Annotated in this window: 26 protein-coding genes and 1 tRNA gene; 10 read left to right on the forward strand and 17 right to left on the reverse strand. The window is 68.0% G+C overall.

Going from position 1 to position 23196, the window contains the following annotated elements; genetic code table 11:
• Window positions 1–2 precede the first annotated feature (2 nt).
• The gene (locus L107_RS14440; protein WP_159819998.1) at window positions 3–860 is read right to left on the reverse strand and encodes a TlyA family RNA methyltransferase; all 858 of its coding nucleotides are present in this window, start codon (window positions 858–860) and stop codon (window positions 3–5) included.
• 141 nt (window positions 861–1001) lie between these two features.
• On the opposite strand from L107_RS14440, the gene L107_RS14445 reads away from it, so the two are divergent.
• Both L107_RS14445 and purB read left to right on the forward strand, forming a co-directional pair.
• Complete coding sequence (locus L107_RS14445) at window positions 1002–1214, forward strand: hypothetical protein (protein ID WP_015110580.1); 213 nt, start codon at window positions 1002–1004, stop codon at window positions 1212–1214.
• Between the two features lie 52 nt (window positions 1215–1266).
• Entirely contained in the window at window positions 1267–2562 is a 1296-nt protein-coding gene (purB, locus tag L107_RS14450) for an adenylosuccinate lyase (protein WP_159820000.1), read from the forward strand.
• 89 nt (window positions 2563–2651) lie between these two features.
• Here the strand turns inward: purB and L107_RS14455 are convergent, their stop codons facing one another.
• On the reverse strand, window positions 2652–3920 hold the full coding sequence (locus L107_RS14455; protein WP_159820002.1) for an ATP-binding protein: 1269 nt from the start codon (window positions 3918–3920) through the stop codon (window positions 2652–2654).
• A gap of 100 nt (window positions 3921–4020) precedes the next feature.
• Window positions 4021–6852, reverse strand: coding sequence for an RNA helicase (locus L107_RS14460; RefSeq protein ID WP_236550717.1), 2832 nt, complete (start codon window positions 6850–6852; stop codon window positions 4021–4023).
• 66 nt (window positions 6853–6918) lie between these two features.
• Here L107_RS14460 and L107_RS14465 point away from each other — a divergent pair, with 66 nt between their 5' ends.
• Entirely contained in the window at window positions 6919–8040 is a 1122-nt protein-coding gene (locus L107_RS14465; RefSeq protein WP_159820004.1) for a hypothetical protein, read from the forward strand.
• A 67-nt stretch (window positions 8041–8107) separates the two neighbouring features.
• On the opposite strand, the gene L107_RS14470 is transcribed toward L107_RS14465, so the two are convergent.
• The 7 genes from L107_RS14470 to L107_RS14500 form a co-directional block, all read right to left on the reverse strand.
• Window positions 8108–8833, reverse strand: a complete 726-nt coding sequence (locus L107_RS14470) for an MBL fold metallo-hydrolase (RefSeq protein ID WP_159820006.1) — start codon at window positions 8831–8833, stop codon at window positions 8108–8110.
• A 230-nt stretch (window positions 8834–9063) separates the two neighbouring features.
• Window positions 9064–9642: a hypothetical protein gene (locus L107_RS14475; RefSeq protein ID WP_159820008.1), complete on the reverse strand. Its 579-nt coding sequence runs from the start codon at window positions 9640–9642 to the stop codon at window positions 9064–9066.
• A gap of 125 nt (window positions 9643–9767) precedes the next feature.
• On the reverse strand, window positions 9768–10397 hold the full coding sequence (locus L107_RS14480) for a hypothetical protein (protein ID WP_201295915.1): 630 nt from the start codon (window positions 10395–10397) through the stop codon (window positions 9768–9770).
• Window positions 10398–10503: 106 nt separating this feature from the next.
• Window positions 10504–11037 (reverse strand): hypothetical protein, encoded by a 534-nt coding sequence (locus L107_RS14485; protein WP_159820010.1) that lies wholly within the window; start codon window positions 11035–11037, stop codon window positions 10504–10506.
• A 195-nt stretch (window positions 11038–11232) separates the two neighbouring features.
• Window positions 11233–11313, reverse strand: a tRNA-OTHER gene (locus L107_RS14490).
• A gap of 49 nt (window positions 11314–11362) precedes the next feature.
• On the reverse strand, window positions 11363–12442 hold the full coding sequence (locus tag L107_RS14495) for an ATP-binding protein (protein WP_159820012.1): 1080 nt from the start codon (window positions 12440–12442) through the stop codon (window positions 11363–11365).
• A gap of 153 nt (window positions 12443–12595) precedes the next feature.
• A complete protein-coding gene (locus tag L107_RS14500; protein WP_201295916.1) occupies window positions 12596–13216 on the reverse strand; it encodes a DUF4145 domain-containing protein in 621 nt (206 codons plus the stop codon).
• 406 nt (window positions 13217–13622) lie between these two features.
• On the opposite strand from L107_RS14500, the gene L107_RS14505 reads away from it, so the two are divergent.
• Genes L107_RS14505 through bioA form a run of 6 tightly spaced genes read left to right on the forward strand, consistent with a single transcriptional unit; the run spans window position 13623 to window position 18356 of the window.
• Window positions 13623–14801: an aminotransferase class I/II-fold pyridoxal phosphate-dependent enzyme gene (locus tag L107_RS14505; RefSeq protein ID WP_159820486.1), complete on the forward strand. Its 1179-nt coding sequence runs from the start codon at window positions 13623–13625 to the stop codon at window positions 14799–14801.
• Window positions 14785–15531 carry an alpha/beta fold hydrolase gene (locus L107_RS14510; protein ID WP_159820014.1) on the forward strand — a complete coding sequence of 249 codons (747 nt, stop codon included), beginning with the start codon at window positions 14785–14787 and terminating at the stop codon, window positions 15529–15531. Before L107_RS14505 ends, L107_RS14510 begins: the two co-directional genes overlap by 17 nt.
• Window positions 15528–16301, forward strand: a complete 774-nt coding sequence (locus L107_RS14515) for a methyltransferase domain-containing protein (RefSeq protein ID WP_159820016.1) — start codon at window positions 15528–15530, stop codon at window positions 16299–16301. The genes L107_RS14510 and L107_RS14515 overlap by 4 nt, the downstream gene beginning before the upstream one ends.
• Entirely contained in the window at window positions 16298–16921 is a 624-nt protein-coding gene (gene bioD, locus L107_RS14520; protein ID WP_159820018.1) for a dethiobiotin synthase, read from the forward strand. Before L107_RS14515 ends, bioD begins: the two co-directional genes overlap by 4 nt.
• Window positions 16918–17073, forward strand: a complete 156-nt coding sequence (locus L107_RS16425; RefSeq protein ID WP_201295917.1) for a hypothetical protein — start codon at window positions 16918–16920, stop codon at window positions 17071–17073. Before bioD ends, L107_RS16425 begins: the two co-directional genes overlap by 4 nt.
• Before the next feature lie 8 nt (window positions 17074–17081).
• Window positions 17082–18356 carry an adenosylmethionine--8-amino-7-oxononanoate transaminase gene (gene bioA, locus L107_RS14525; RefSeq protein WP_159820020.1) on the forward strand — a complete coding sequence of 425 codons (1275 nt, stop codon included), beginning with the start codon at window positions 17082–17084 and terminating at the stop codon, window positions 18354–18356.
• 43 nt (window positions 18357–18399) lie between these two features.
• On the opposite strand, the gene L107_RS14530 is transcribed toward bioA, so the two are convergent.
• The gene (locus L107_RS14530) at window positions 18400–18666 is read right to left on the reverse strand and encodes a DUF3143 domain-containing protein (protein WP_159820022.1); all 267 of its coding nucleotides are present in this window, start codon (window positions 18664–18666) and stop codon (window positions 18400–18402) included.
• A gap of 23 nt (window positions 18667–18689) precedes the next feature.
• Complete coding sequence (locus tag L107_RS14535; RefSeq protein ID WP_159820024.1) at window positions 18690–19178, reverse strand: J domain-containing protein; 489 nt, start codon at window positions 19176–19178, stop codon at window positions 18690–18692.
• Window positions 19179–19249: 71 nt separating this feature from the next.
• Here L107_RS14535 and L107_RS14540 point away from each other — a divergent pair, with 71 nt between their 5' ends.
• Window positions 19250–20014 (forward strand): 16S rRNA (guanine(527)-N(7))-methyltransferase RsmG, encoded by a 765-nt coding sequence (locus tag L107_RS14540; protein WP_159820026.1) that lies wholly within the window; start codon window positions 19250–19252, stop codon window positions 20012–20014.
• On the opposite strand, the gene L107_RS14545 is transcribed toward L107_RS14540, so the two are convergent.
• The 5 genes from L107_RS14545 to L107_RS14565 all read right to left on the reverse strand — a co-directional run bounded on the left by L107_RS14545 (window position 20011) and on the right by L107_RS14565 (window position 23187).
• Window positions 20011–21198 (reverse strand): aldo/keto reductase, encoded by a 1188-nt coding sequence (locus tag L107_RS14545; protein WP_201295928.1) that lies wholly within the window; start codon window positions 21196–21198, stop codon window positions 20011–20013. The two genes, L107_RS14540 and L107_RS14545, sit on opposite strands and share 4 nt — an antisense overlap.
• A gap of 38 nt (window positions 21199–21236) precedes the next feature.
• A complete protein-coding gene (locus L107_RS14550; protein ID WP_159820030.1) occupies window positions 21237–21659 on the reverse strand; it encodes a ferredoxin in 423 nt (140 codons plus the stop codon).
• 4 nt (window positions 21660–21663) lie between these two features.
• A complete protein-coding gene (locus L107_RS14555; RefSeq protein ID WP_159820032.1) occupies window positions 21664–22056 on the reverse strand; it encodes a DUF1257 domain-containing protein in 393 nt (130 codons plus the stop codon).
• A 28-nt stretch (window positions 22057–22084) separates the two neighbouring features.
• Complete coding sequence (locus L107_RS14560) at window positions 22085–22300, reverse strand: DUF2997 domain-containing protein (RefSeq protein WP_106220277.1); 216 nt, start codon at window positions 22298–22300, stop codon at window positions 22085–22087.
• 86 nt (window positions 22301–22386) lie between these two features.
• Window positions 22387–23187: a HEAT repeat domain-containing protein gene (locus L107_RS14565; RefSeq protein WP_159820034.1), complete on the reverse strand. Its 801-nt coding sequence runs from the start codon at window positions 23185–23187 to the stop codon at window positions 22387–22389.
• Between the last annotated feature and the right edge of the window lie 9 nt (window positions 23188–23196).

Below are 23196 nucleotides of genomic sequence, written 5' to 3' on the forward strand. Positions count from 1 at the left end.
CCTCAGGACCCGGCCGGGGACTGCTTCGTTGGGCTGTCCCTGGCCAGGGTGTCGTTCACCAATGCTGCGATTCTGCCGGGCCAGTCCGCCCCCTCCGCGGCGGCGGGACTGGCGGCGGGCGGCACCAGCCAGAGCAGGTATTCGTGGTTGCCCGCCGGTCCGGTGAGGGGCGAGGCCACCAGCCCCGCCGGGTGCCAGTCCAGCTCCTTCGCAGCGGCGATCACGCCGGCGATGGCATCGGCATGGGCCGCCGGGTCCCGCACCACGCCCCCCTTGCCCACCCGCTGGCGGCCCACCTCGAACTGGGGCTTGACCAGCAGCACCGCCTCGCCCGCCGGCTGCAGCAAGGTCCGCAGGGCCAGCAGCACCCGGGTGAGGGAAATGAACGACACATCGGCCACCGCCAGGTCGGGCCAGGGGTCGCCCTCGCCGTAGAGCAGCTCCGGGGTGAGGTGGCGCAGGTTGGTGCGCTCCCGCAGCACCACCCGTTCATCGGAGCGCAGGCTCCAGGCCGTCTGGCCGTAGCCCACATCGATGCCGTACACCCGCACGGCGCCGTGCTGCAGCAGGCAGTCGGTGAAGCCGCCGGTGGAGATGCCGCCGTCGAGGCACACCCGGCCCTGCACCTGGATCGGCAGGGCCGCCAGGGCCCCCTCCAGCTTCTCGCCCCCCCGGGAGACAAACCGGGGCGGCTGCTCCACCTCCAGGGTCAGGGTCTCGGCCACCTCGGTGCCGGGTTTGTCGAGCACCTCGCCGCCGCCGCGCACCCGGCCGGCGCGGATCAGCTGCTGGGCCTGCTGGCGGCTGGCCACCAGGCCCAGGTCCACCAGCCGGCGATCGAGCCGCTGCTTACGGGCCATCCAGATGTTCGGCCATGGGACATGCCACTCCACCGGCATGTTGTCACCGAACAGCGACCGAAACCGAACAAAAACCGATGGGCGGACGGTTCAGCGCGGAACAGTCGCAGGATGGAAACCTTCTTCCCCCGGTTCCCTCCCATGGCCGCCCCTGGTTCCAAGGCTGCCCCCGGATCCAACGTGGTGGAACTGCTCCATCCGGGAAGCTTCGTGCGGCTGCGGGACCATCCCGAGGATCTGCCCCCCTTCCAGCTGATCCGGCGCCGCGGCACCCGCTGCTGGGTGCGCCAGCAGGCCTGGGGGTCGATGGTGCACCTGGAGCTGCCCTACCGCCGCCTCACCGCCGCCGCATGAGCCGGTAAGGGCGGCTCGATAGGTTGGGGGATCGTTCGCCACCGCCCGGCCCTTGATCGAGCGTTACACCCTGCCCGAAATGGGCCGAATCTGGAGCGAGGAAGCGAAGTTCCAGAGCTGGCTCGAGGTGGAGATCGCCGCCACCGCCGCCAACGTGGAGCTGGGCCGGGTGCCCGCCGAGGCGCTGGCCACGATCCGGGAGAAGGCGGCCTTCGAGGTGCCGCGGATCCTGGAGATCGAGGCGGAGGTGCGCCACGACGTCATCGCCTTCCTCACCAACGTCAACGAGCACGTCGGTGATGCGGGGCGCTACATCCACGTGGGCATGACCAGCTCCGACGTGCTGGACACCGGCCTGGCCCTGCAGCTGAAGGCCTCGGTGGCCCTGCTGCGCACCGAGCTCGATGGCCTCGCCGATGCCCTGCGCCGGCTGGCCCGGGCCCACAAGGACACGGTGATGATCGGCCGTTCCCACGCCATCCACGGCGAGCCGATCACCTTCGGCTTCAAGGTGGCCGGCTGGCTGGCCGAAACCGAGCGCAACCGGGAGCGGCTGGAGCGGCTGGAGCGGGTGGTGGCCGTGGGCCAGATCAGCGGCGCCATGGGCACCTACGCCAACACCGATCCGCAGGTGGAGGCGATCACCTGCCGGCTGCTGGGCCTGGAGCCCGACACCGCCAGCACCCAGGTGATCGGCCGCGACCGCCATGCCGAGTACGTCCAGACCCTGGCCCTGGTGGGCACCTCCCTGGAGCGCTTCAGCACTGAGATCCGCAACCTGCAGCGCTCCGACGTGCTGGAGGTGGAGGAGAACTTCGCCAAGGGCCAGAAGGGCAGCTCGGCCATGCCCCACAAGCGCAACCCGATCCGCAGCGAACGCATCAGCGGCCTGGCCCGGGTGCTGCGCAGCTACACCGTGGCGGCCCTGGAGAACGTGGCCCTCTGGCACGAGCGCGACATCAGCCACAGCTCGGTGGAGCGGATGATGCTGCCCGACTGCTCGGTGACCCTGCACTTCATGCTGCGGGAGATGACCGCCGTGGTGGAAGGGCTGGGGGTGTACCCCGAGAACATGGCCCGCAACATGAATGTGTATGGCGGCGTCGTGTTCAGCCAGCGGGTGCTGCTGGCGCTGGTGGAGGCGGGGCTGAGCCGGGAGGAGGCCTACCGGATCGTGCAGCGCCATGCCCACGCCGCCTGGAACACCGAGGGCGGCGACTTCCGCGCCAACCTGGCGGGCGATCCGGCGGTGACGGACCACCTGGGCCCCGAGCAGCTGGAGGCCTGCTTCGCCACCGACCTGCACCGGGCGAATCTGGACGTGATCTGGGAGCGGCTGGGGATCTGAGGCGCGTGGCCTGCAGGCGGGGTATTGGCTGGCGACTGCCAACTGCCAATACCGGCTGTGTATTGGCAGATTTGCCAATACACTCACTTTCAGTTGAGAGCCAGCCGCGTCGCGCCGGTCAGCAGGTACTGAAGCGGTTCCCCTCCCCGGCGTGGCAGCACGTCCGCGGCACCCGAGTGCACCAGTTGCTGCAAGGTCTGGGACACCGAGGGCTGCTTGATCCCCCAGAGCCTCACCAGGTCGGCCTGGGTCAGCACCGCATGCACGTCCCGCTCGCCCCAGGCCTCCAACCGTTGCCAGAGGGTGGTGCCGAGCTGGTCCAGCAGTTCCAGTCTGTAGCGACGGCTCAGCACGAGGGTGAGGTCGGCCAGGTCAATCGGCTGGGGCCCCTCACCGTCGCCGGTCAGACCCAGCAGGGCAGAGATGCCGTCTTCCAGGGCCTTGAGCAGTCCGCGCAGATCTCCTCGGAACAGCTCATGCAACGCATCGATCACCTCCCCCTGCACGGGCGCCTGCACCGGCAGGCCCGGTTCCAGTCGCAGGGATCGGTAGCGCGCCTCCAGCAACTGGTGAACCTCCTTCGGCTCCAGGGGTTCGAGCACCACGGGATCGCTGAACACCGAGCGCACCTGGGTGTGGCTCTGCACCACGGTGCGAACGGCATCGGTGGTGCCCACCACGATCAAGTGCAGGCCATCGAGCAACAGGGCCTGGTCGCGGATGCTGCGCAGCAGATCGGCCGCACGGGTTGCATCGGCCTCACTGAGGTTCTCGAGATTGTTGAGGTGCAGCACCACACCGGAGGCGCCCTGCTCCAGCGCAAAGGCCAGCAGATCGCGCAGAACCCTGGGTCCATCCAGCAGCAGGGCCCCGGGGGGCGAGGAGACCACCTGGGTGCTGGTGCCGCCCGCCCCAAAACCGGCGGCCGACACAGTGAAGCCACCACCGCGCAGACGGATGGTGCGCACCAACTGCTGGGCAGCCTCCACGGCGGGGCCGCTCGCCTGCGTGCAGGAGGCGAGGACGGCATCAAAGGCGCCGGCGAGCAGTTGGCCGATCAGATCCTCACTGGTCAGATCGGCCGTGATCGGGATGATCTCGGCTGAGGTCCAGTAGCCGGCGGCCAGGGCGTCAGCCTTGACGACCTGCACCAGGGTGGTCTTGCCGATGCCAGGCCTCCCCGCCACCGCCTGACGGGAACTGCGGGAGCCGCCGATGGCGTTGAGCAGTTGTTGCCGCTCGTTCCGGCGCCCCACGAACAGGCTGAGCGGTGTGGCCTCCGAGTCCTGGCGCAGGGTGGCCTGGAAGAAGGGCGAGGAGCGGAGGTTGTAGAGCCTCCAGAGGTTCGGAAGTGCCATGGAGAGGGTATTGGCAGCGTCCGGGCACAAGCCAATACTGGCACCGTATTGGCAGATTTGCTAATAAAGCCCCTTCACCGCCAGCCCCGATGGCCGCCCTCTACCCAGCCGGCGGCCGCTCCGTCGCCGGATCCAGCTTGCCGTTGCCCGTGGCCAGCAGGTCCTCGATCTCGCAGACCGGGAAGCGGTTGATGGCCTTGAGGGCGAGGCGGGAGTTGCGGCGCAGCTGCTCGCTGATCGCCTCGCAGTAGGGAATCTGGGCCAGCAGATCGACGGTGCGGCGCAGGATCCGCACCACGTCGCCCTCGTCGAGGGAGGTGTTGGCGATCACGTCGTTCCAGCTGGCGCCCCGGGCCCAGGCGTGGACCAGGCCGGTGAGTTCCGGCTCCCACCACACCGGCACCACCACCGAGGCCCGCTCCTGCTGGCGCTGCAGCTCGCGCCGCAGGCTGCGCAGGTCGTGGAGGGCCTCCTCGGAGGCCGGTGGCGGCGGGTAGCCGCACCAGAGGTCGGGCCGGTTCACCTCGGTGGAGATGGCCTCCAGCACCGCCGCCAGCTCGGCCGGATCGAGGGCATCAAGGTGGCCGCTCATCAGGGCCAGCCCCAGCCAGAGCTCGTTGTCGCCGCGCAGGGCCGCCACGGTGCGGCCCACCTCGGTGGGCTCCAGCCCCTCCTCGCCATCGAGGGCGCCGAAGAAGCGCAGGATGTCGATCAGGGAGAGGAAGGTGTCCCAGTGGCGGTTGGCGCGGTGGTGCAGCAGCCGCTGGCGCTCGCCGATCTCCTCCTGGAGCTCCTCCATGCGGCGGCGGTGCTTCTTGAGGTGCTTGCGGTCGCCCCAGCGGTGGGCCGGGTGGGCCTCCAGCTCCTGCTCCAGTTGCTGCACCAGCTCACCCTGCTGGCGCACTTCCCCGGCCAGGTCGTAGCGGGGGGTGTGCATGTCGTGGCGGCGGGCCATCGAGGACACCGCCAGGGCCAGGCCGCCGCTGGCGTTGTCGCCGTGGCGCAGCTCATTGGCGTGGTGCAGTTCCGGCGGCTCCAGCTGATCCACCTGCAGGCAGCTGAGCTCGGCGTGCAGGGTCACCACCGCGTGGCAGGGCAGCAGGATCCAGACGTTCTCGTCGGTGAGGCAGAGCAGCAGCGGGAACTGGCCGGAGCCCGGCACCTTGGCCACGATCACCGCCGGGGTGACCCGGCTGCGCAGGGCCGGCGCCTTGACGCTCACCAGGGTGCCCTCGCTGGCGAACTGCAGCGCCAGGGTGAGCTCGTGGGCCAGGGTCTCCTCGGCCTGCTGCTGCAGGATCCGGTGCAGGCGCCGCTCCTCCCGCAGGCGGCCGCGGACCTTCTCGTAGTCCTCGAAGTCGTCCCAGGGCACCTCGCCGCCGCTGGATTCCAGCGTGGCCAGCTGGGCCATCAGCTCGGCGATGCGGGCCTCGTCCTCGGCCAGATCCAGCCCCGCCAGGTAGCGGCCGAAGCTGCGCTCCACCAGCTCCCGGGCCTTGGCCAGGTCGTAGCGCTGCAGCAGGTTGAGCACCATGCCGTAGCTGGGGGTGAACTGGCTCACCAGGGGATCGGCCGGGCTGGTGGCCAGGGCCCCGGCCTCCCGCACCCCCTCGAAACGGCTCTGCACCGTCACCACGTAGCCCTGGGTGTCGAGACCGCGGCGGCCGGCACGGCCCGCCATCTGCAGGAACTCGCTGCCCATCAGGGGCCGGTGGCCGCGCTCGGTGCGCTTGGAGAGGGCCGAGATCACCGTGGTGCGGGCGGGCATGTTGATGCCGGCGGCCAGGGTCTCGGTGGCGAACACCACCTTGATCAGCCCCTGCTGGAACAGCTCCTCGATCAGCTCCTTCCAGGCCGGCAGCACGCCGGCGTGGTGGGCGGCGATGCCCCGCAGCAGGGCATCGGCATGGCCGCCATCCCGCACCGCCTCGGGCGTCACCGCCATGAAGGCGTCCAGCCGCCGGCGGATGCGGGCCTGCTCCTCGGGATTCACCAGGCACACCTTGGCCAGGTCGCGCACGGAGCGGTCGCAGTTGCGGCGGCTGAAGATGAAGTAAATGGCCGGCAGCATCTCCCGCTCCGCCATCTGGGCCACCACGAAGCCGATCGGCGGCGCCTCCGGCTGGGGCGGCCGCGGTTCCTTCGGTCCCTTGCGGCGGGTGGACTTCGGAGGGCGCCAGACCTTGCAGTTGGGGTGCAGGCCGGTGCCCTCGTCGTTGAGCAGCGGGTGCAGACCCTTGGCGCTGCAGAAGCTGAAGGCCAGCGGGACGGGGCGGAAGTCGCTGTGGATCAGGCGGGTGGGGCCATGCACCCGCTCGATCCAGTCGGTGAGCTGGCCGGCATTGGCCACCGTGGCCGAGAGGGCCACCAGCTGCACCCGGGAGGGGCAGTGGATGATCGACTCCTCCCAGACGGTGCCCCGCTGGGTGTCGTTCATGTAGTGGCACTCGTCGAGTACCACCGCCTCGACGTCGGCCAGGGGGTCGTCGTCGGCGTGGTCGATCTCCGCGTAGAGCATGTTGCGGAAGATCTCGGTGGTCATCACCACCACCTGGGCCTCCCTGTTCAGGCTGAGGTCGCCAGTGAGCAGGCCCACCTTCTCGTCGCCGAACTGGTGGCGGAAATCGCGGAGCTTCTGGTTGGAGAGGGCCTTGAGGGGCGTGGTGTAGAAGACCTTCTGGCCATGGGCCAGGGCCCGGTGGATGGCGTACTCGCCCACCAGGGTCTTGCCGGAGCCGGTGGGGGCGCTCACCACCACCGAGTGGCCCTGGTTCAGGGCGTCGATCGCCTCGAGCTGGAAGCCGTCGAGGGGAAAGGGGAACAGCTGATCCACGGGGGGGACCGCACCGGTGCCAGCCGGGCGGCCCGAAGTCGTGTCGCTGGCGTCGCCGTCGGAGCGGATCGTGCTGCCAACGTCGGAGCGATCAAGCATGAAGCGATTCTATGGGGCCGTGTGCCCCGGGCCAGAGTGGCGTGATCACCTGCGCACTCCTGGCCGATGCTCCACGTCGATCTGCCAAGCCGGGAGGAGCTCGCCGCCCTCGCCCGTCACGTTCACGACCCGAGCGTCTCGATCGTGCTGCCCACCACCCCGATCACCCCCGACACCGACGTGGACCGGCTGCGGTTCCGGGCCCTGGCGGAGGAGGCGGTCAGCCAGCTGGAGGCCGCCGGGCAGGAGAGCTCCGCCATGGAAACACTGCGGGAGTCCCTGGCCGACCTGGTCGACGACGATGGGTTCTGGCGCTTTCAGGCCCGTTCCCTGGTGGTCTACGCCACCCCCGGGACCCTTCAGACCTTCCGTCTGCCGACGACGGTCGAGCCGCTGGTGGCCGTCTCCGACCGGTTTCACCTCAAGCCCCTGCTGCGGGCCACGAGCTTCACCAGCAGCGGTCACGTGCTGGCGCTCGCCGAGGGGGGCGTGCGGCTGGTCGAGGTGTCGGCCGATCTGCCGGCCAGCACGGTGAAGCTGGCGGATCTGCCGAAGGACGCGGCCTCCGCCGCCGGCAAGGCCAGCCTCAATGACCGCTCCCCCAGCGGCCGGCTAACGGGCTCGGAGGGCAAGAAGGTGCGACTGCGGCAGTACGCCCGCCAGGTGAACGGGGCTCTGAGGGACCATCTCGCCGGTCAGAGGTTGCCGCTGGTGCTGGCGGCGGTGGAGAGCCTCGGGGCTATCTACCGCTCCGTGAACACCTACCCCCACCTGGCCGCCGCCACGATCGAGGGCAGCCCGGAGCACCTCTCCGACGCCGAGCTGGCCCAGGCGGCGCGGCCGGTGCTGGACGCCCTCCATCAGCAGCGGCTGGTGGACTGGCGCAGCACGTTCGATCAGCGCCGCAACACCGGCCGGGCCAGCACCGATCTCGCCCAGGTGGCCCGGGCGGCCACCTTCGAAGCGGTGGGCAGCCTCCTGGTGGACATCGACCGGGTGATCAACGGGCGGATCGACACGACGGACGGCCGCATCGACGAGGCGGACGCCCCCGGTGCGGACAGCTACGGGGTGCTCGATGAGATCGCGCGGCGGGTGCTGCTCTCCGGCGGTGAGGTGCTGGGGGTGCGCCAGGGGGACCTTCCCGAGGGGGCAGCCGTCGCCGCAATCCTTCGCTACGCCCTCTGACAGCGGACCGGCCGGATTCCGACGCGGTGGCGGCCTCCGCCGGGTCCCGGTTGGCCCTACAGCCCCATCACTCGGCCACGAACACCTGTTGCATGGCCGAGGCGAGCTCGGTGAGCATCGGGCCGCCGGCGCCGGAATGGGAGGAGCCATGCATGAGAGCCAGGGTTTCCGGCGCAAGGGCGGCCAGGCCGGCGAGCAGGCCGTCGGTCTGGGGGGTGTAGGGCAGGTAGCCGGCCAGGGGGCCCTGCTGCATCTGCTCCATGGCCGCCAGGGAGGGACCGATCAGGTCGTGGGAGACCAGCGGCGGCGGATCGCCGAAGTGGTGGAAGAGGTCGGAGCAGAACAGGGTGCGGCGCGTTTCCTCGAACAGCAGGCCGGCGTCCCAGCCATGGGGCAGGTGGGGCGTGGCCAGGAAACGGAAGCGGTAGGTGCCGGTGGAAAGCACATCGGCGGGCGCCATGCCGCGGGCGGGCCGCAGGGCCACGTCGTCGACGCTCACGACCTTGCCGACGAACGTGCAGACGGGTTCGGCCTCCGGCGCGAGCTCCAGCCACTGGTTGAGGCCGCCCACCTCATCGGCCTCGAAGTGGCTCCAAGCCACAAAGCGCAGCGTGGCCGGATCGATCAGGGTGGCCACCGCGTCCCGGAGCAACGGGAACATGCCCATGAGGCCGGCGTGAAACAGCAGCGGCTGCTGATCGCGCACCAGAAAGTGGTTGAACTGCATGTCCAGTTCCGGCACATGGATCGAGAGCCGGAACAGATCGGGGGCGATCTCGGTGATGGTGGTCATGTAGGGAGGTTAGGGGGGGTGTGGGACCGCTAACCTGCAAACTTTGTGGAAGCTTCGGGCCTTACGCCTGCGCTATCGAATGCCGATTCCCAGGGCGAAACGATGTTGGGACTATGCGTCCAACGCCAGACATCACCCGCCCGCCCAAACGATTGAAGGAATTTGACAGGCAGCGTTTCGCCGATCGGGTGCATGCCGTTATTATATGGCCATGGTCGAAAACAGCTACCTTAACTATCTACTACCCTACACTTCGGAGGATCGTTCGGCTGGCGAACTCTCCAATAACGCTCTCGCCGATTCCACACCACTGTTTTCATTGAGATTAGTAGAAATTCCTTTAAGACTTCCCGCGATATTGCGGGGTTGTGATTTTCGTTAAGATAGATGAACCGCTTTCCAACATTTCGTCTGATATGCCAAGCGGCATCTTTCTGAAAAAGCTCTCCTTTTGTTTCTACCTCCTTCAGCATCCACTCGGCTACGTCTTTTGCCGTTAGATTGGGGTCAGGTTCAGCCGACGGCTCAGATTCAGCAACCCTCGCATCACCATCGCTCGTCCATGCGGATAAATCTGCTTCTGACCAATCGAAATTAAACTCAGAATCAGCAAGTGATAACTCTTTGGTTAATTTACTGAGATCTTCATCCGAGAAGGATAAGTCCGGCCAAGGCTCAAGATTGGCGCCCCACGATTTGAGTAGCTCATCGGTTGAGGAATCAACCATAGGCAAGTTATCCCAATCCTTCAATAAGCTCTCATCTATATTCCAGTCAATGCTGAAATCGTCATCCTTGTCCTTTGGCATAATGCTACCTCCTATAGACTCCTTTTATCCTCAAGCGTAGCGATCGAACGCTGCCATTGCCTGACCGCAAGGAGAGATTGTGACATACAGTGCACATGTGGCGGCGGCTCAGGTGAATGGCGATGTTAGGTGTTATCGCGATACCTTGGAAGAACACTGGAGAAGCTAGCCGCTAAAGCAATGATCTCTCCCTGAATCCTAGGTGTTCCGGTGAGTAAGCCGATTTGCGTATAGGCAAGCACACAAAGCCCGTTGCTCATTCGAAAAGTTTGATCGACGAGCTCTGGTGGCCACCCGAACTTCGTGTGAACCACTGCGTGAAGGCCAGCATGCACGAAAGAGTTAAGTGGACGCCATGCCGAGCCCTTGAACTCATTTAGAGCGACCATCAGATTCCTCAAACTGGGAATCTCTTCCAACTCTTCAAGCATTTTTGCAGCAAGGGGGATGTTTTTGGCGCCTTGCGACGTCTCAGAAGTAAGACGATTTATGGATAGACGTTTGATTTCCTTCTCACTTGCGCAGTGTAAAGTCCAAACACTTCTGACGAGCGACTCAAATTGGCTACGTAGGCAGACCGTTGCTCCGAGTTGCTGGTCGGCTGCGCAAAGGATTCTTATCGATCGTCCGATTTCAAGAGCTGTGTTAGCGAGCGTGGCGCTCAGCTCAATTCGCCTAGACTCGTCATAGAGAGGCTGATCCGTCACTTCAGCGAGGATGCTAAACAGTTGTTCTGCTCTTGTGACGTCAATCATTCAGCCCTCTTCAAGCACCTAACGCTCCAGATCAGCGGAAGGCAAGTTCCACTGCGAATAAAGCCAGCATCCGTGGTCCCGTCCGCTGGATCTTGATGCTGGACAGCTAAGCCCTGGGGAGTATTGGCTTCAGTTGTTGTAGCTTTGACGAAACCGTGAACGTGGCGCTGCGCTGCCTAAATGCCTCGAGATCGGAGAGCTTTGTGGCGAAATCCCGATGGAATGCACTTTCAGGAGACTCGATTAATGCTTCAACGACTTCTGACAGCAGGGTGGATGAGCGAAACCAAACCTGAATATTTACTATACTAAGGCGGGCAAGTTCGTCTGTCAGGTCATGGTTGAGATTCGTCCCTCGCGCATTTAGAGCAACCGACCACTGGCCATGGGCCACTTTATTCCTAATTCCTGCGGGCTCGACAACAAAGTCCCTTACAAGGGAGTGCAACTTTTGGGAAGCGTTCGACGGAGGTGTTGCGACCTTTGCCAAGCCAAAATCAATAGTCTTTAGCCAAGCAGCTTCGATGTTCAAACGCCATGCAGACTTGATATCGTCAATTTCTGAAAGCTCGAAGCCATAAGGCGTATGTATCAGTTTTGAAAGATTGGCTTCTGACCATGCGCAAAACAACAGGGCCATTAACTTAGTATGCATATCTAGTTCTGCCAGATTACCCAGCCTGAGGGCCTGATTGGCCCGCCGGTGCATACGCTTTTGGACCGATATCAAGCTCCGAACGTTTGCGGTCTGCGCTTGGAAGATTGAGTGTTGCGCTGCTCGATCCATTTGCTGGTTTCGGTTCACAGGCTGGCAAAAGGAGCTGATAAAGCGCCCTCTGGCAGCCCGGAATCGAACCGGGATCTCCCGAGGCTCCGAGGAGACACGAGCGTCATGACCTTGTTAGACCACTGCCGCACTGACTACTTTAGTCCATTTAGCCTGTCAGGCAACTGTCTGCTGAACGTCAACGCGCAATGGTGGCCGTTAGGCCGTCTACTTGATTGGCTTGTTGGCCGTCATCGGTATCATCGCTAACTACCTTTGCGATGAAGTCCACGGCCGCCTGATTGTAGATTGACGGGGTAACCTTTGGGACAGTGCCCGTAGCCTTGTAGTCATCTTCCTGCTTCTTATTGCGGAAGACATATGCACTGTACTGGCGATTGGCTTTCAAGTCGTTGTCTGCAATCACCTTCCATACCTGACCTTGCTTCGCAGTAGGAAGCATGGCCTTAACCTGCTCAACCAGCTCCATAGCTGAGAACGGGTAGTCCTTGTGCAAATTCTCGCGGATCCGTTTGACTACATCAACTTGACTAACAGGAACCACATCACCAACCAGCTGCAGTGTCGGGTCTCCATCTGTTTCCGAGAAGTGGCCCTCTTTGATGAACTTCAGCTTCTTGGCAAGGGCATCATCTACCACGAGAATCTGCCGATCCGATTTGCTGATCACGGCTTCTTCGGTATCTAAGATCGCAGCGTTTGCAGGGCCTGCCTTGCCGATCTTTTCGACCAGATCAATCCACGCGTTGTTGGTCTGAGTGATCCGGCTTTCAATGATGGCTGTCAACTCTGCAAACTGAATCTTCTGGGTACGTCCCCCGTAGCGATAGTAGATCTCACCATTCCGAATCGACTGCTGCTTACCTTCATCCTTCTTCGCGATGACGGGCTTGCGCTTGGCTTCGAAGACGCGCATCACGCCGAAGACTCTCTCGTCGATCTCGAAGGAGGAGATCTCGTAGTCGATCTGGGGATCGAATATCTCAAGCAGGAATCCGGTCAGCCTCTCAGGGTCAAGTTTCTCGAACTGTTTTCTCGATTTCTCCGTCATGCCATTGGGCAGCCGCGGCTTGTCTTTGACCCCAAACACTAGGTAGCCGCCTCGGTTGTTGGCGAATGCCGCAAAGTCCCTGAGGTATTCCTCAAGACCTGCCAAGTTAAACTGTTCTTTGAACTCGAGTTCCTGATTCTCGCGATGGAAGAGACGGCCATCAGACTTGGTCTTCAAGCATTCCTTAATGAAATCCGAATCGATCATCTATTTATACACCTTTGAGGCCCAGATCTGTCCTTGAACGGTAGACAGAAAGTTTAGATCGGAAGCCGAAGAATCAATGGAGGCATGTCCACTCCGGGGGCTGGTGGGCTACTAGTCATAGGTTGGAGGCTAAAAAGTCAGCAACACCCTTTATCATCCGCTCAACATCTTGGCGGTTAAACTCCTCGTTCTTTCCATGTGCTGCGGAATTGCGGACGGCGGAAATGCTGTAATTTGTTTCTGGGTCAAGGTGTTATAAGCAGCTGCCTTCACCAATTCAGCATTCATTCTTTCAAGCGATGCTGACGGGATATCTTGCCTCATGCAGAGCTCTCGTAATGTCGTCTCTAGAACAACTCCAGCGATAACTGCTGCTGCAGCATAATAGCCACTGACAAAGAGTTCAGAAGCCTGTTCAAGCTCAGATGCAAAGACTTCTGATTGCACTATCGTCCTAATTCCAACAAGAAATCCACCATCAAAGTCGTCTTTTGCGGCAAGGAAGACAAGCCTTAACCTTTTGAAGAGATTGTAGTTTGTGCCATGAAAGGTCTCATCCTCTGTCTGCAGAAATAATTGATAGTGTTCTGACTCTCGTCCACACGCATTAACAAGTAGGTTTCGGACCTTGGCTCTCCAATGAAGCAGGAGATCGTCGTCAAGAAAAGTGTCTTGACTTCCAGTTAGCGCGCTTGTAACGATATGGGCAGTATTCTCAAGTGCTGACGCTTGAGCTTCTAGTTGAGTGAACCTCTCCGACCATCTTCCTTTCATAATGTCAGGGCAGGACTTCGCGAACGGTAGCAAGCCAGTACAACTAGTCATTAGACGGTTCCGAGAACCAATCCCCAGTCGCCTGCCCTTTCCGTGAACCACAGGTGCACCCCGAACATCAGCACGGCCAGAACACAATCAGCCCACACAGTATCCACCCCACTCACTCATTGCTCGCCTCTGGTTCTCGGACCCGTGAACCACCTGTATCCCGGACTACACCTTTGGGGTGTATGTCTGCAGTGACACGACCCACGCATTGACTCCATCGACGGCCAAACCGAGCCCTGACCCACCCCCATCCCAGACTGCCCCCAGTCCTTGCTATCGGGCCGCCCTGATCCCTCCTCCCCCCACCACCGAAGCCGGCGACCCCACCGCCCCCCAGCCCCCCTGGCGCCGGCAGCTGCGCGACGCCCTCGCGGCCCTGCCCGGCGCCCGCAGCCGGGCCCTGCGCAGCCTTGAGCCCGCCCCCGCCACGGCCAGCCTCCAGCCCGCACCCCCCGGCGACGCGCTCCCCCTGCTGGATCTGGCCAGCAACGACTACCTCGGCCTCAGCCGCCACCCCGCCGTGCTCGCGGCTGCCGCGGCCGAACTGGCCGCCAGTGGCCTGGGGGCGGGCGCCTCCCGCCTGGTCACCGGCACCCGGCCCATCCACCAGCAGCTGGAGGCCGAACTGGCCGCCTGGCTCGGCCGCGAACGGGTGCTGCTCTTCCCCAGCGGTTTCCAGGCCAACCTCGCCGCCGTGTCGGCCCTGGCGGATCGCCACACCCTGGTGCTGGCCGATCGGCTCATCCACCACTCCCTGCTGGTGGGCGTGCGCGCCAGCGGGGCCCGTCTGCGGCGCTTCGCCCACAACGACACCTCAGACCTGGAACGCCGCCTGCTCGCCGCCCGGCGCGAGCGGCCCGATGGTCGGCTGCTGGTGCTGTGTGAAAGCCTCTACAGCATGGAGGGCACCAGCGCGCCCGTCGCCGCCCTGGCGGCCCTCTGCCTCCGTCACGACGCGCCCCTGCTGGTGGATGAGGCCCATGCCCTCGGTGTGCTCGGCACCGGCGGTCGCGGCCTCGCCCACGGCGTCGGCTCCGTGGCGATCGTGAGCGGCACCTTCGGCAAGGCCTTCGGCAGCGGCGGTGCCTTCCTCGCCTGCGATGTCCTGGTGGGCGACTGGCTGCTGCAGAGCAGCGGCGCCTTCCGCTACACCACCGCCCTCGCCCCGCCCCTGGCGGCCGGCGCCCTGGCGGCCCTCGTTCACCTGCAGGCCACGCCCTCGGTGGGCCTGGCCCTGGCGCAGCGGGCCGCCCGCTGGCGCGACGCCATCGAAGCGTCCGGCTGGCCCCGGCCCCCCGGCAGCGGGCCGATCCTGCCGTTGCTGCTCGGTGCCGACGCCGAGGCCCTGGCGGCCCAGCGTCGGCTGGAGGCGGCCGGCCTGCTCACCGTGGCGATCCGGCCCCCCACCGTGCCGGAGGGCACCGCCAGGCTGCGGCTGGTGCTGCGCCAGGATCTCCCCACCGGCTCCCTCGAGCGGCTGCTGGCCGCGCTCGGGCCCGGTCCCCTCGCCCCCCACCATGCCCTCGCCCCCTGAGGCCGCCCCGGCTTCGTCCCTGCAGGTGATCGCCATGCACGGCTGGGCCGGCGACGGCCTGGGCTGGGAGCTGCTGCGCCAGGCCCTCGCCGCACCGGACTGGCACTGGCAGTGCGGCGAACGGGGCTATGGCGGCCGCACACCCTCGGGGCCCCAGTGGGGCCCCGAGGGCCGGCGGCTGCTGATCGGCCATTCGATGGGCCCCCACCTGCTGCCCCCCGCGGTGCTGGAGCAGGCCGAGGCCGTGGTGCTGCTGGCCGGCTTCGCCCGCTTCCTGCCGCCGGGCCGCGAGGGCCGCCGGCTGCAGACCGCCCTCGCCGGCATGGCGGCCCAGCTCGCCGAAGGGCCAGACGAGTCCGACACCGCCCTTCGCGCCCAGCGGATGCTGCAGGCCTTCCTGGAGAAGGCGGCCTCCCCGGATCCGCCCGAGCTCCTGCCCCACGGCCCCGCCAGCCAGCCGGTGGGGCCCGAGGGCCGGCGGCGGCTGCGCGACGATCTGGAGCGTCTGGGGGCCTGCGCAGACCTGCCGCCCGGCTTTCCCGAGGACGTGCCGGTGCTGATCGTGGAGGCCGGCGCCGATCGGATCGTGGGGCCCGAGGCGCGCGCCCTGCTGCGCGAGCGCCTGCCCCATGCCGAGGTGCTCCACGTCGAGGGGGCGGGCCACTGCCTGCTGCAGGCGCCCCTACCTGAAGAGCTGCGCCACTGGATCACCGCCACCCTCGGCCCATGACCACCTTCCCCCTGCAGGTGGCCGGGGCCTTCGGCCGCCATGCCGCCGATTACGAGGGCCAGGCCGGCCTGCAGCGGGGCATCGCCTGGCGGCTCGCCCGCCACTGCCGCGACCTGCCGCCCCCACCCCCCGACGTCCCCCGGGCCGATCTGGGCGCCGGCAGCGGCCTGTTCAGCCGCGCCCTGCTGCACCACTGCCCTGGCCTCGCCAGCCGCCCCCTGCTGCAGCTCGATCTCTGCCCCGAACTGCTGGCCCGCAATCCCCTCGCCACCGCGGGCCCGCCGCCGCTGGTGTGGGACCTCAACGGCGGCCTGCCGGCCGCCCTGGAGCCGGCGGGGCTGCTGGTGTCGAGCTTCGCGCTGCAGTGGCTGGAGGCCCCGGCCCGGGAACTGGAGCGCTGGGGGCGGGCCCTGGCCCCTGGCGGCTGGCTGGCGCTGGCGGTGCCCGTGCGCGGCAGCTTTCCCCAGTGGCACCAGGCCGCCGCCGCCGCCGGGGTGCCCTGCACCGCCCTGGAGCTGCCCGACGCCGACGCGCTGGTCGGCGCCCTGGGCCGCGCCGGCCTGGCCACCACCCACCAGCAACGGTTGCGCTTCAGCCGCCCGGCCGGCAACGGCCTGGCCACCCTGCGGCGCCTGCGCGATCTGGGCGCCGGCAGCAGCCGCACCGCGCCGCTGAGCCCCGCCCAGCTGCGCCGCCTGCTTCGCCACTGGCCCTGCGGTGCGGCAATCTCGTGGGACGTGCTGCTGCTGGTGGGCCGGAGGATCGCATGAGGCTGGTGGTCTGCGGCACCGACACCGACGTGGGCAAGACGGTGGTGAGCGCCCTGCTGGTGCAGGGCCTGGGGGCGACCTACTGGAAGCCGGTGCAGAGCGGGATGGAGGGGGGCGGCGACACGGGCCGGGTGCAGCAGCTGCTGGGGCTGCCCCCGGAGCGGGTGCTGCCCGAGGCCTACCGGCTCACCGCCCCCGTCTCCCCCCACTGGGCAGCCGAGCGGGATGGGGTCTCGATCGATCCGGCCCGGCTGGCCCTGCCGGCCGGAGACGGCCCCCTGGTGGTGGAGACGGCCGGCGGGCTGCTGGTGCCCCTGCGGCGAAACTGGCTGCAGATCGAGCAGATCGCCGTCTGGGGCCTACCGGTGCTGCTGGTGGCCCGCAGCGGCCTGGGCACCCTCAACCACACCCTTCTGTCCCTCGAAGCCCTTAAGCGGCGTTCGATCCCCGTACTCGGGCTGGTGCTCAACGGCGATCCCCACCCCGACAATCCCCGCACCCTGGAAGCCCTCGGCGGCGTGCCGGTGCTGGCGGAGCTGCCGCCCCTCGATCCCCTCGACCGGGAGGGGCTGGCGCGGCAATGGCAGCGCAGTGGCCTGGCCCGTAGCCTGCAGCCATGAGCCGCAAGCATCTGCTCGTGACAGCTGCCGTGGCCGCGCTCTGTGCGGGCATCCTGGTGCTGTTCACCGACATCGAGACCAGCGTCACCCGCTGGGTCAACTGCGGGCCGATCGCCACCGGGGGCGAGCGCCGTTCGGAGGTCTGCCGCTGAGCCCCACCGTGACAGGACCCGGCTGGCATCCCCACCTCTGGCACCCCTTCACCCAGGTGGCCACCGCCGATCCACCCCTGCGGGTGGTGCGCGGCGAGGGCGCCCTGCTGGAACTGGAGGACGGCCGCCAACTGATCGATGCCATCAGCAGCTGGTGGGTGACCCTGCACGGCCACGGCGAGCCCGCCATCGCCGAGGCCCTGGCCCGCCAGGCCCGCACCCTCGAGCAGGTGGGCTTCTCCGATTTCCGCCACCCGGCCGCCGAGCAGCTGGCCGAGCGGCTGGCCGCCTGCAGCGGCCTGGAGCGGCTGTTCTTCTCCGACAACGGCTCCACGGCGGTGGAGGTGGCCCTCAAGATCGCCTGGCAGTGGTGGCGCAACCGGGGCGAGCCGCGCCGGCAGCTGATCGCCTTCGACGGGGCGTATCACGGCGACACCTTCGGCGCCATGGCCGTGGGGGAGCGCTCCCTGTTCTCCGAGGCCTTCGAGCCGCTGCTGTTCGCCGTCGCCCGGGCCCCCTGGCCCGCCACCTGGTGGGGCGACGACGGGGTGGAGGCGCGGGAGGCCGCGGCCCTGGAGCGGCTGGAGCAGCTGCTGGAAACGCCCACCGCAGCGGTGATCCTGGAGCCGCTGCTGCAGGGGGCCGGCGGCATGGCCCTGGTGCGGGAGGAGTTCCTGCGCAAGGTGGAGGCGCTGGTGCGCGCCAGCGGCGCCCTGCTGATCGCCGACGAAGTCATGACCGGCTTCGGCCGCAGCGGCCACCTGTTCGCCTGCCAGCGGGCCGGCATCCACCCGGACCTCATGGCCCTCTCCAAGGGGCTCACGGGCGGCTTCCTGCCCATGGGCGTCACCCTGGCCCGGGAGGCCATCTTCGAGGGCTTCATCGGCACCACCCCGGGCCTGACCCTCTTCCACGGCCACAGCTTCACCGCCAACCCCCTCGGTTGCGCCGCCGCCCTGGCCAGCCTGGCCCTGCTGGAGGAGCGTCCGGAGCGCCACCAGGGGTTCGAGGCGCGCCACCGCCCCCACCTGGAGGCCCTGGCGCGCCACCCCCTGGTGCGGCGGCCCCGGCTCCTGGGCAGTGTGGCCGCCTTCGAGGTGGCCACCGACGCCCCCGGCTACCTCAATCCCGTCGGCCAGCGGCTGCAGCGCCAGGCCCTGGCCCGGGGGGTGTTCCTGCGGCCCCTGGGGCAGGTGGTGTACCTGCTGCCGCCGCTCTGCATCGACGACGACCAGCTGGCCCGGTGCTACGCGGTGATCGGGGAAGCCCTGGACGGGCTCTGAACGGCGGGCGGCAGGCGGCGGGGCGGTCCTCCGCAGGCCAGCCTCAGGGTCCCGCCAGGATCGCCGCCTCCACGTCGGCCCGCGACAGCCCATAGGGGAACTGGCGCGCCGTGGTGCGGCCCTCCTGGTGCCAGCTCACCCGCAGCTCCTCCACCTCCATCTCGATCCGGGCGCTCCACTCGGGGCGGTGCAGGTCCCAGTGGGAGACGTTGCTGCGCGACTGGCTGGCGCCGAGCTGCCGCAGCCAGGCCTCCAGGGCGGGCAGGGGGTGGTTGTAGAGGGGGGTGGGCGCGGGGGGCAGGGTCGCCATCGGATCGGCAGGGGAAGGGAGGATCAGGCGGCGGGCGACTGGGGGAGCGGGGCTGGGGGCACTGATGCCGCCTCCAGCTCCGACCACCAGCTGGGCCAGGCCATCAGTTCGGCGCCCCGCGCCCAGGCCACCCCGAGCCCCAGCACCAGGCTGAGCACCAGGGCCACGGCCAGCAGCAGCAGGGCGAACCACTCACCGCCGGACAGGGCCCGGCGCACCGGCACGGGCCGGACAACGGGGGCCGGGGCAGGCCGCAGCGGCGCCGGGGGGGCCGGCTGGGCCAGGGCGGCGTCGTAGAGCCGCCGGGCGGCCGGATCGCTCAGCACGGCATAGGCCTGACGCAGCTGCCGGAAGGCCACCTCGGCCTCGCTCGCCGGCAGGGCGGTGGTGTCGGGGTGGTAGCGCTTGCTGAGGCCCCGGAACGCCTGCCGCAGCTCCTGATCGGTGGCGGTGGGCTGCAGCTGCAGCACCTGGTAGTGGGTGGGGGTGGAGGGCTTGGCTGTGGAGGACATGGTCCCTGCGGCGGCGATGGCAGCCTGCCCGGCGTGAGGGATCCTAGGGAGAAGCACCACTGCCGTAGCGGATGGCCGCCAGCCCCGACCCCAGCGCCCCACCCGATGCCGGCCTCTGGCAGGCGCTCGGCTGGACCCCCACCGACGACCAGCTGGCGGCGCTGGTGGCCCTGCAGGAGCAGCTGCGGCTCTGGAACGGCCGGGTCAACCTCACCCGGCTGGTGGAGGGCGACGATTTCTGGATCGCCCAGGTGTTCGACAGCCTCTGGCCCTGGGTGCCCCTGCTCACGGCCCCGGGCGGCGTTCCGGACGGCCTGGAGCTGATCGACGTGGGCACCGGCGGCGGTTTCCCCGGGCTGGCCCTGGCGATCGCCCTGCCCACGGCCCGCATCACCCTGGTGGATTCGGTGGGCCGCAAACTGGAGGCGGTGCGGGCCATGGCCCACAGCCTGGGGCTCGACGAGGGGCGCCTGCGGCTGCGCTGCGAACGGGTCGAGCGCACCGGCCGCGCCCGCGACTGCCGGGGACGCTTCGATCGCGCCATGGCCCGCGCCGTGGCCAGCGCGCCGGTGGTGGCCGAATACCTGGTGCCCCTGCTCAAGCCCGACGGCCTGGCCCTGCTCTACCGGGGCCAGTGGGGCGCCGATGACCAGCGGGATCTGGAGGCGGCCGTCGGTGTGCTGCGGGCGTCGGTGGATCCGGTGCAGCGCCGCGACCTGCCGGCGGGCCGGGGCGTGCGCCACGGCCTCTGGCTGCGGCCGGCCGGCCCCTGTCCGGCCGCCTACCCCCGCGCCGTGGGGGTACCCCAGAAAACACCGATCGCGCCGGGCGCCTAGGCCACCTGCAGCCGTTTCACCGCCTCGCCCCCCAGCCGCCCCCGCAGACGCCGCAGCAGGTCGGGGATCTCGGCGGCCCAGGGGCTGACCTGCAGCACCGCCAGCAGCTCGGCCTCGCTGACGCTGCCATCGAGGGCCTCGGCGTTCTCCCCCGGAAACCAATGGCTGCCCTGGCCCAGCAGGCCGTAGCGGGCCCGGCCGTAGGCCTCCAGATCCCAGGCCTCCAGCAGGTTGTGCAGCCAGAGCAGCACCGGCAGGTTGATCCCCCCGGGGGTGTCCTGCCAGGCCGGCAGGCCCCGGTCCCAGCTGGCCAGCCAGTCGTCGCCGAGGGCACGGCGGCGGGCCTCCTCGAGACGGGCCAGGATCGGCGGCAGCAGCTCACCGGCCCTGGGCAGCAACGCCACCGCCTCCAGGTGCAGGTCCAGATCCTGCGGCGAGGCGGCACCGACGCTGATGGTGTGGATGCCGGGGGCCGACAGGCAGAACAGGTCGTTGAAGACGATCGGATGCAGCGGCGCGCAGAGCTCGCACAGACGCCGGGAGGGGCTGTGCAGATGGCCCCCCTTGTCGGTGGGGCTGATCACGAACACCCCCATGTCGTGGGCGGTGGCGGCCTCGATCGCCGCCCGGTTGTCCTGGCGGATGAAGTACCAGTGCAGGTTGATGTAGTCGAACTGGTCGCTGGCGATCGCCTCCAGGATCAGGGGCAGCGGCGCATGGGTGGAGAAGCCCACGTGGCCGATCCGGCCCTCCTCCTGCCAGCGGCGGGCCACTTCCAGGCAGCCGCCGGGCCGCAGGGTCTGATCGAGCAGCTCCGGGGTGTTGAGGCCATGGATGGCCAGCAGATCAACCCGGCCCCCACCCCCCTCCGGGCCCCCCTCGCCGTCCAGGCCCAGCCGCTCGAAGCTGGTGCGCAGGTCGGCCTCGAAGGCCGCCGGATCGTCGGCCGGGGGCACCTTGGTCTGGAGGATCCGCCGGGGATCCGGCAGCCGGGGCAGGAGCCAGCCCAGCTGCCGTTCCGAGGTGCCATAGTGGCGGGCGGTCTCGATGTGGTGCAGCCCCGCCCCGATGGCGGCCCGCAGGGTGGCCTCGAGGTTGGCCTGGCTGCCGGCCTCCACCGCCTCGGGCGGCAGGTCGCTCCAGCTCTGCTGGAAGCGCATCCCCCCCAGGGAGAGCACCGGCATGGCCAGTCCCGTGCGGCCGAAACGCCGGGTGGGAATGGTCACGGCGACGACGGGACGGCGCGGGGCAGGGTGCGGCGGCGGCGGCCGTGGGAAGGCAGCCCCAGGGGCTGGATCTCCTGCTCGTCGAGCTGGGCCCGCAGGGCCGGCAGCTGCTCGTAGGGCACCCAGTGGATGCAGTCCACCGGGCAGGTGTCGATGGCTTCCTGGATCCGCTCGGTGCTGTCGCCGTCCTGGCGCAGGGCCCGGGAGCGGCCCCAGTCGGGTTCCACCACGAAGGTGTTGCCGGCCACGTGGGCGCAGTAGCGGCAGCCGATGCAGACGGCCTCATCCACCCAGACGGCCTGCTGACGCAGGGCACCGCCCAGCACCGGCTCCCGACCGGTGGCCGCCGACTCGGGGGCCACCGCGGTGCGGAAGGCGAGGGCGGGGTCGAGACCGGCGGCGGGACCCGTCACGCTCACGGAATCAGGCGTCCCAGCGGGTCACCACCAGTTCGATGCTGCCGTCCAGGTGGCTGGTCTGCTCGCTCACCTGGAAGCCCTCCTCGGCCGTGCTGGCCAGGATGGAGCGCAGGGCATAGCGCTGGGTGAGCTTGGCCAGGAAGCGCTCCACCGGGATGGGCTGCTTCCAGAGCTCCAGGTCGGTCACCAGCTCGTAGCTGCCGCTGTCGGGGTTGAAGCGGAAGCCGATGTCGACGCCGTCGGCCTGGGGGATGGCGAGATCGGCGGTCACCGTCTGGCCGCGGTAGCCGCGCACCTGGCAGGAGCCCTCGGACGGAGGGTGGCCCAGGTCGCGGAGGGCGTCCACCAGGGCCTGGCGATCGCGCAGCTCGGTCTTGACGGTGCTGAAGTGCGACATGGGACGGAAGGGGAGGGGGAGCGGGGGCTCAGGGCCCGTGGTGCTGGACGACCACCTGGGGGTCCTGGAGAACGAGGGGGGGCGTCTGGAACGCTTCCGAGGTGCTGCGTCGTTGCTGCACGCTGCCCAGTCGGGCCTCGATCCGCTCCGTGAGCCGGGAGCACCCCTCGCCCTGCACGCCCTCCACGAGTTCCTCCACGCGCCCGTCGGGGCGAATGCGGAAGCGGATGGTGCGTTCGGCCATCCCGGATGGGCTGCACAGGTGAGACCGGGATCTTAACCGCGATTTTCCGAGCTCGCGGCCGCCGGATGGCACGGGCCCGCCGACCGTCAGCTGATCAGTCCCTCGTCCACCAGGGTCTGCAGCCGTTCCAGCACCTCCGGCTGCTCCAGCTGCTCGAGGGCCATCCGGGCTTCGTCCCGCACGGTGGGATCACCGTCGTGCAGCATCGTGTGCAGCAGGGACTCCACCACGTCCCGCTGGCGCGGCTCCACCAGGTCGGTGTAGAGACGCCCCAGCGACCAGGCGCAGTTGCTGCGCACCGCCGGCTCGCTGTCGATGCGGAGGCTCAGCAGCAGCTGGGCGGCGGCGGGGTCGGCCTTGGCCACGCCGGTGGCGCCGGCATCGGCCAGGGAGCTGGCCGCCCACAGCCGCACCGCGGCGATGTCGAGCTCCAGGGCCCGGATCAGGGGGTTGAGCACCGGGGCCTCGGGGTAGTTGCCGAGGCTCCAGGCCACCGCCTTGCGCACGTACCCGTTGTCGTCGGCGGCCAGAAGGCCCAGCAGGGGCTCCACCGCCAGGGGGTGGGGGTTGCGGCCGAGGGCGTAGACGGCGCTCATCCGCACGATCGGACAGCCGGCCTTCAGCAGCGGCAGCAGCAGGGGAATGGCCCGGGGGTCGCGGTGCTCGCAGAAGATGCGCAGGCCCTGCAGCCGCTCCTCCCGTCCCCCTTTGAGCAGCTCGATGCCGAGGTCGCACTCGGCGGCCACGTCGGAGCTGGAGGGGGCGACGCTGTCGATCTCATCGAGGGGATCACCCAGGAGCTCCTGCGCCAGTTCCCGGGCCAGCACCTCCGGATCGAGGGCCAGCGCGTGGGTGGTTTCGGGAAAGGGCAGGCCGTCGTCCGGCATGGAGCCATC

The sequence above is a fragment of the Cyanobium sp. Copco_Reservoir_LC18 genome, assembly GCF_009834675.1.
In the GTDB taxonomy this organism is placed as follows: Bacteria; Cyanobacteriota; Cyanobacteriia; order PCC-6307; family Cyanobiaceae; genus Cyanobium; species Cyanobium minutissimum.

What these genes read in the sequence shown, in the direction of transcription:
- L107_RS14440 (WP_159819998.1), bottom strand. Translation starts at nt 860, where the DNA reads ATGGCCCGTAAGCAGCGGCTCGATCGCCGGCTGGTGGACCTGGGCCTG.
- L107_RS14445 (WP_015110580.1), top strand. Translation starts at nt 1,002, where the DNA reads ATGGCCGCCCCTGGTTCCAAGGCTGCCCCCGGATCCAACGTGGTGGAA.
- L107_RS14455 (WP_159820002.1), bottom strand. Translation starts at nt 3,920, where the DNA reads ATGGCACTTCCGAACCTCTGGAGGCTCTACAACCTCCGCTCCTCGCCC.
- L107_RS14460 (WP_236550717.1), bottom strand. Translation starts at nt 6,852, where the DNA reads ATGCTTGATCGCTCCGACGTTGGCAGCACGATCCGCTCCGACGGCGAC.
- L107_RS14465 (WP_159820004.1), top strand. Translation starts at nt 6,919, where the DNA reads ATGCTCCACGTCGATCTGCCAAGCCGGGAGGAGCTCGCCGCCCTCGCC.
- L107_RS14470 (WP_159820006.1), bottom strand. Translation starts at nt 8,833, where the DNA reads ATGACCACCATCACCGAGATCGCCCCCGATCTGTTCCGGCTCTCGATC.
- L107_RS14475 (WP_159820008.1), bottom strand. Translation starts at nt 9,642, where the DNA reads ATGCCAAAGGACAAGGATGACGATTTCAGCATTGACTGGAATATAGAT.
- L107_RS14480 (WP_201295915.1), bottom strand. Translation starts at nt 10,397, where the DNA reads ATGATTGACGTCACAAGAGCAGAACAACTGTTTAGCATCCTCGCTGAA.
- L107_RS14485 (WP_159820010.1), bottom strand. Translation starts at nt 11,037, where the DNA reads ATGGCCCTGTTGTTTTGCGCATGGTCAGAAGCCAATCTTTCAAAACTG.
- L107_RS14495 (WP_159820012.1), bottom strand. Translation starts at nt 12,442, where the DNA reads ATGATCGATTCGGATTTCATTAAGGAATGCTTGAAGACCAAGTCTGAT.
- L107_RS14500 (WP_201295916.1), bottom strand. Translation starts at nt 13,216, where the DNA reads ATGAAAGGAAGATGGTCGGAGAGGTTCACTCAACTAGAAGCTCAAGCG.
- L107_RS14510 (WP_159820014.1), top strand. Translation starts at nt 14,785, where the DNA reads ATGCCCTCGCCCCCTGAGGCCGCCCCGGCTTCGTCCCTGCAGGTGATC.
- L107_RS14515 (WP_159820016.1), top strand. Translation starts at nt 15,528, where the DNA reads ATGACCACCTTCCCCCTGCAGGTGGCCGGGGCCTTCGGCCGCCATGCC.
- bioD (WP_159820018.1), top strand. Translation starts at nt 16,298, where the DNA reads ATGAGGCTGGTGGTCTGCGGCACCGACACCGACGTGGGCAAGACGGTG.
- L107_RS16425 (WP_201295917.1), top strand. Translation starts at nt 16,918, where the DNA reads ATGAGCCGCAAGCATCTGCTCGTGACAGCTGCCGTGGCCGCGCTCTGT.
- L107_RS14530 (WP_159820022.1), bottom strand. Translation starts at nt 18,666, where the DNA reads ATGGCGACCCTGCCCCCCGCGCCCACCCCCCTCTACAACCACCCCCTG.
- L107_RS14535 (WP_159820024.1), bottom strand. Translation starts at nt 19,178, where the DNA reads ATGTCCTCCACAGCCAAGCCCTCCACCCCCACCCACTACCAGGTGCTG.
- L107_RS14540 (WP_159820026.1), top strand. Translation starts at nt 19,250, where the DNA reads ATGGCCGCCAGCCCCGACCCCAGCGCCCCACCCGATGCCGGCCTCTGG.
- L107_RS14545 (WP_201295928.1), bottom strand. Translation starts at nt 21,198, where the DNA reads ATGCCGGTGCTCTCCCTGGGGGGGATGCGCTTCCAGCAGAGCTGGAGC.
- L107_RS14555 (WP_159820032.1), bottom strand. Translation starts at nt 22,056, where the DNA reads ATGTCGCACTTCAGCACCGTCAAGACCGAGCTGCGCGATCGCCAGGCC.
- L107_RS14560 (WP_106220277.1), bottom strand. Translation starts at nt 22,300, where the DNA reads ATGGCCGAACGCACCATCCGCTTCCGCATTCGCCCCGACGGGCGCGTG.
- L107_RS14565 (WP_159820034.1), bottom strand. Translation starts at nt 23,187, where the DNA reads ATGCCGGACGACGGCCTGCCCTTTCCCGAAACCACCCACGCGCTGGCC.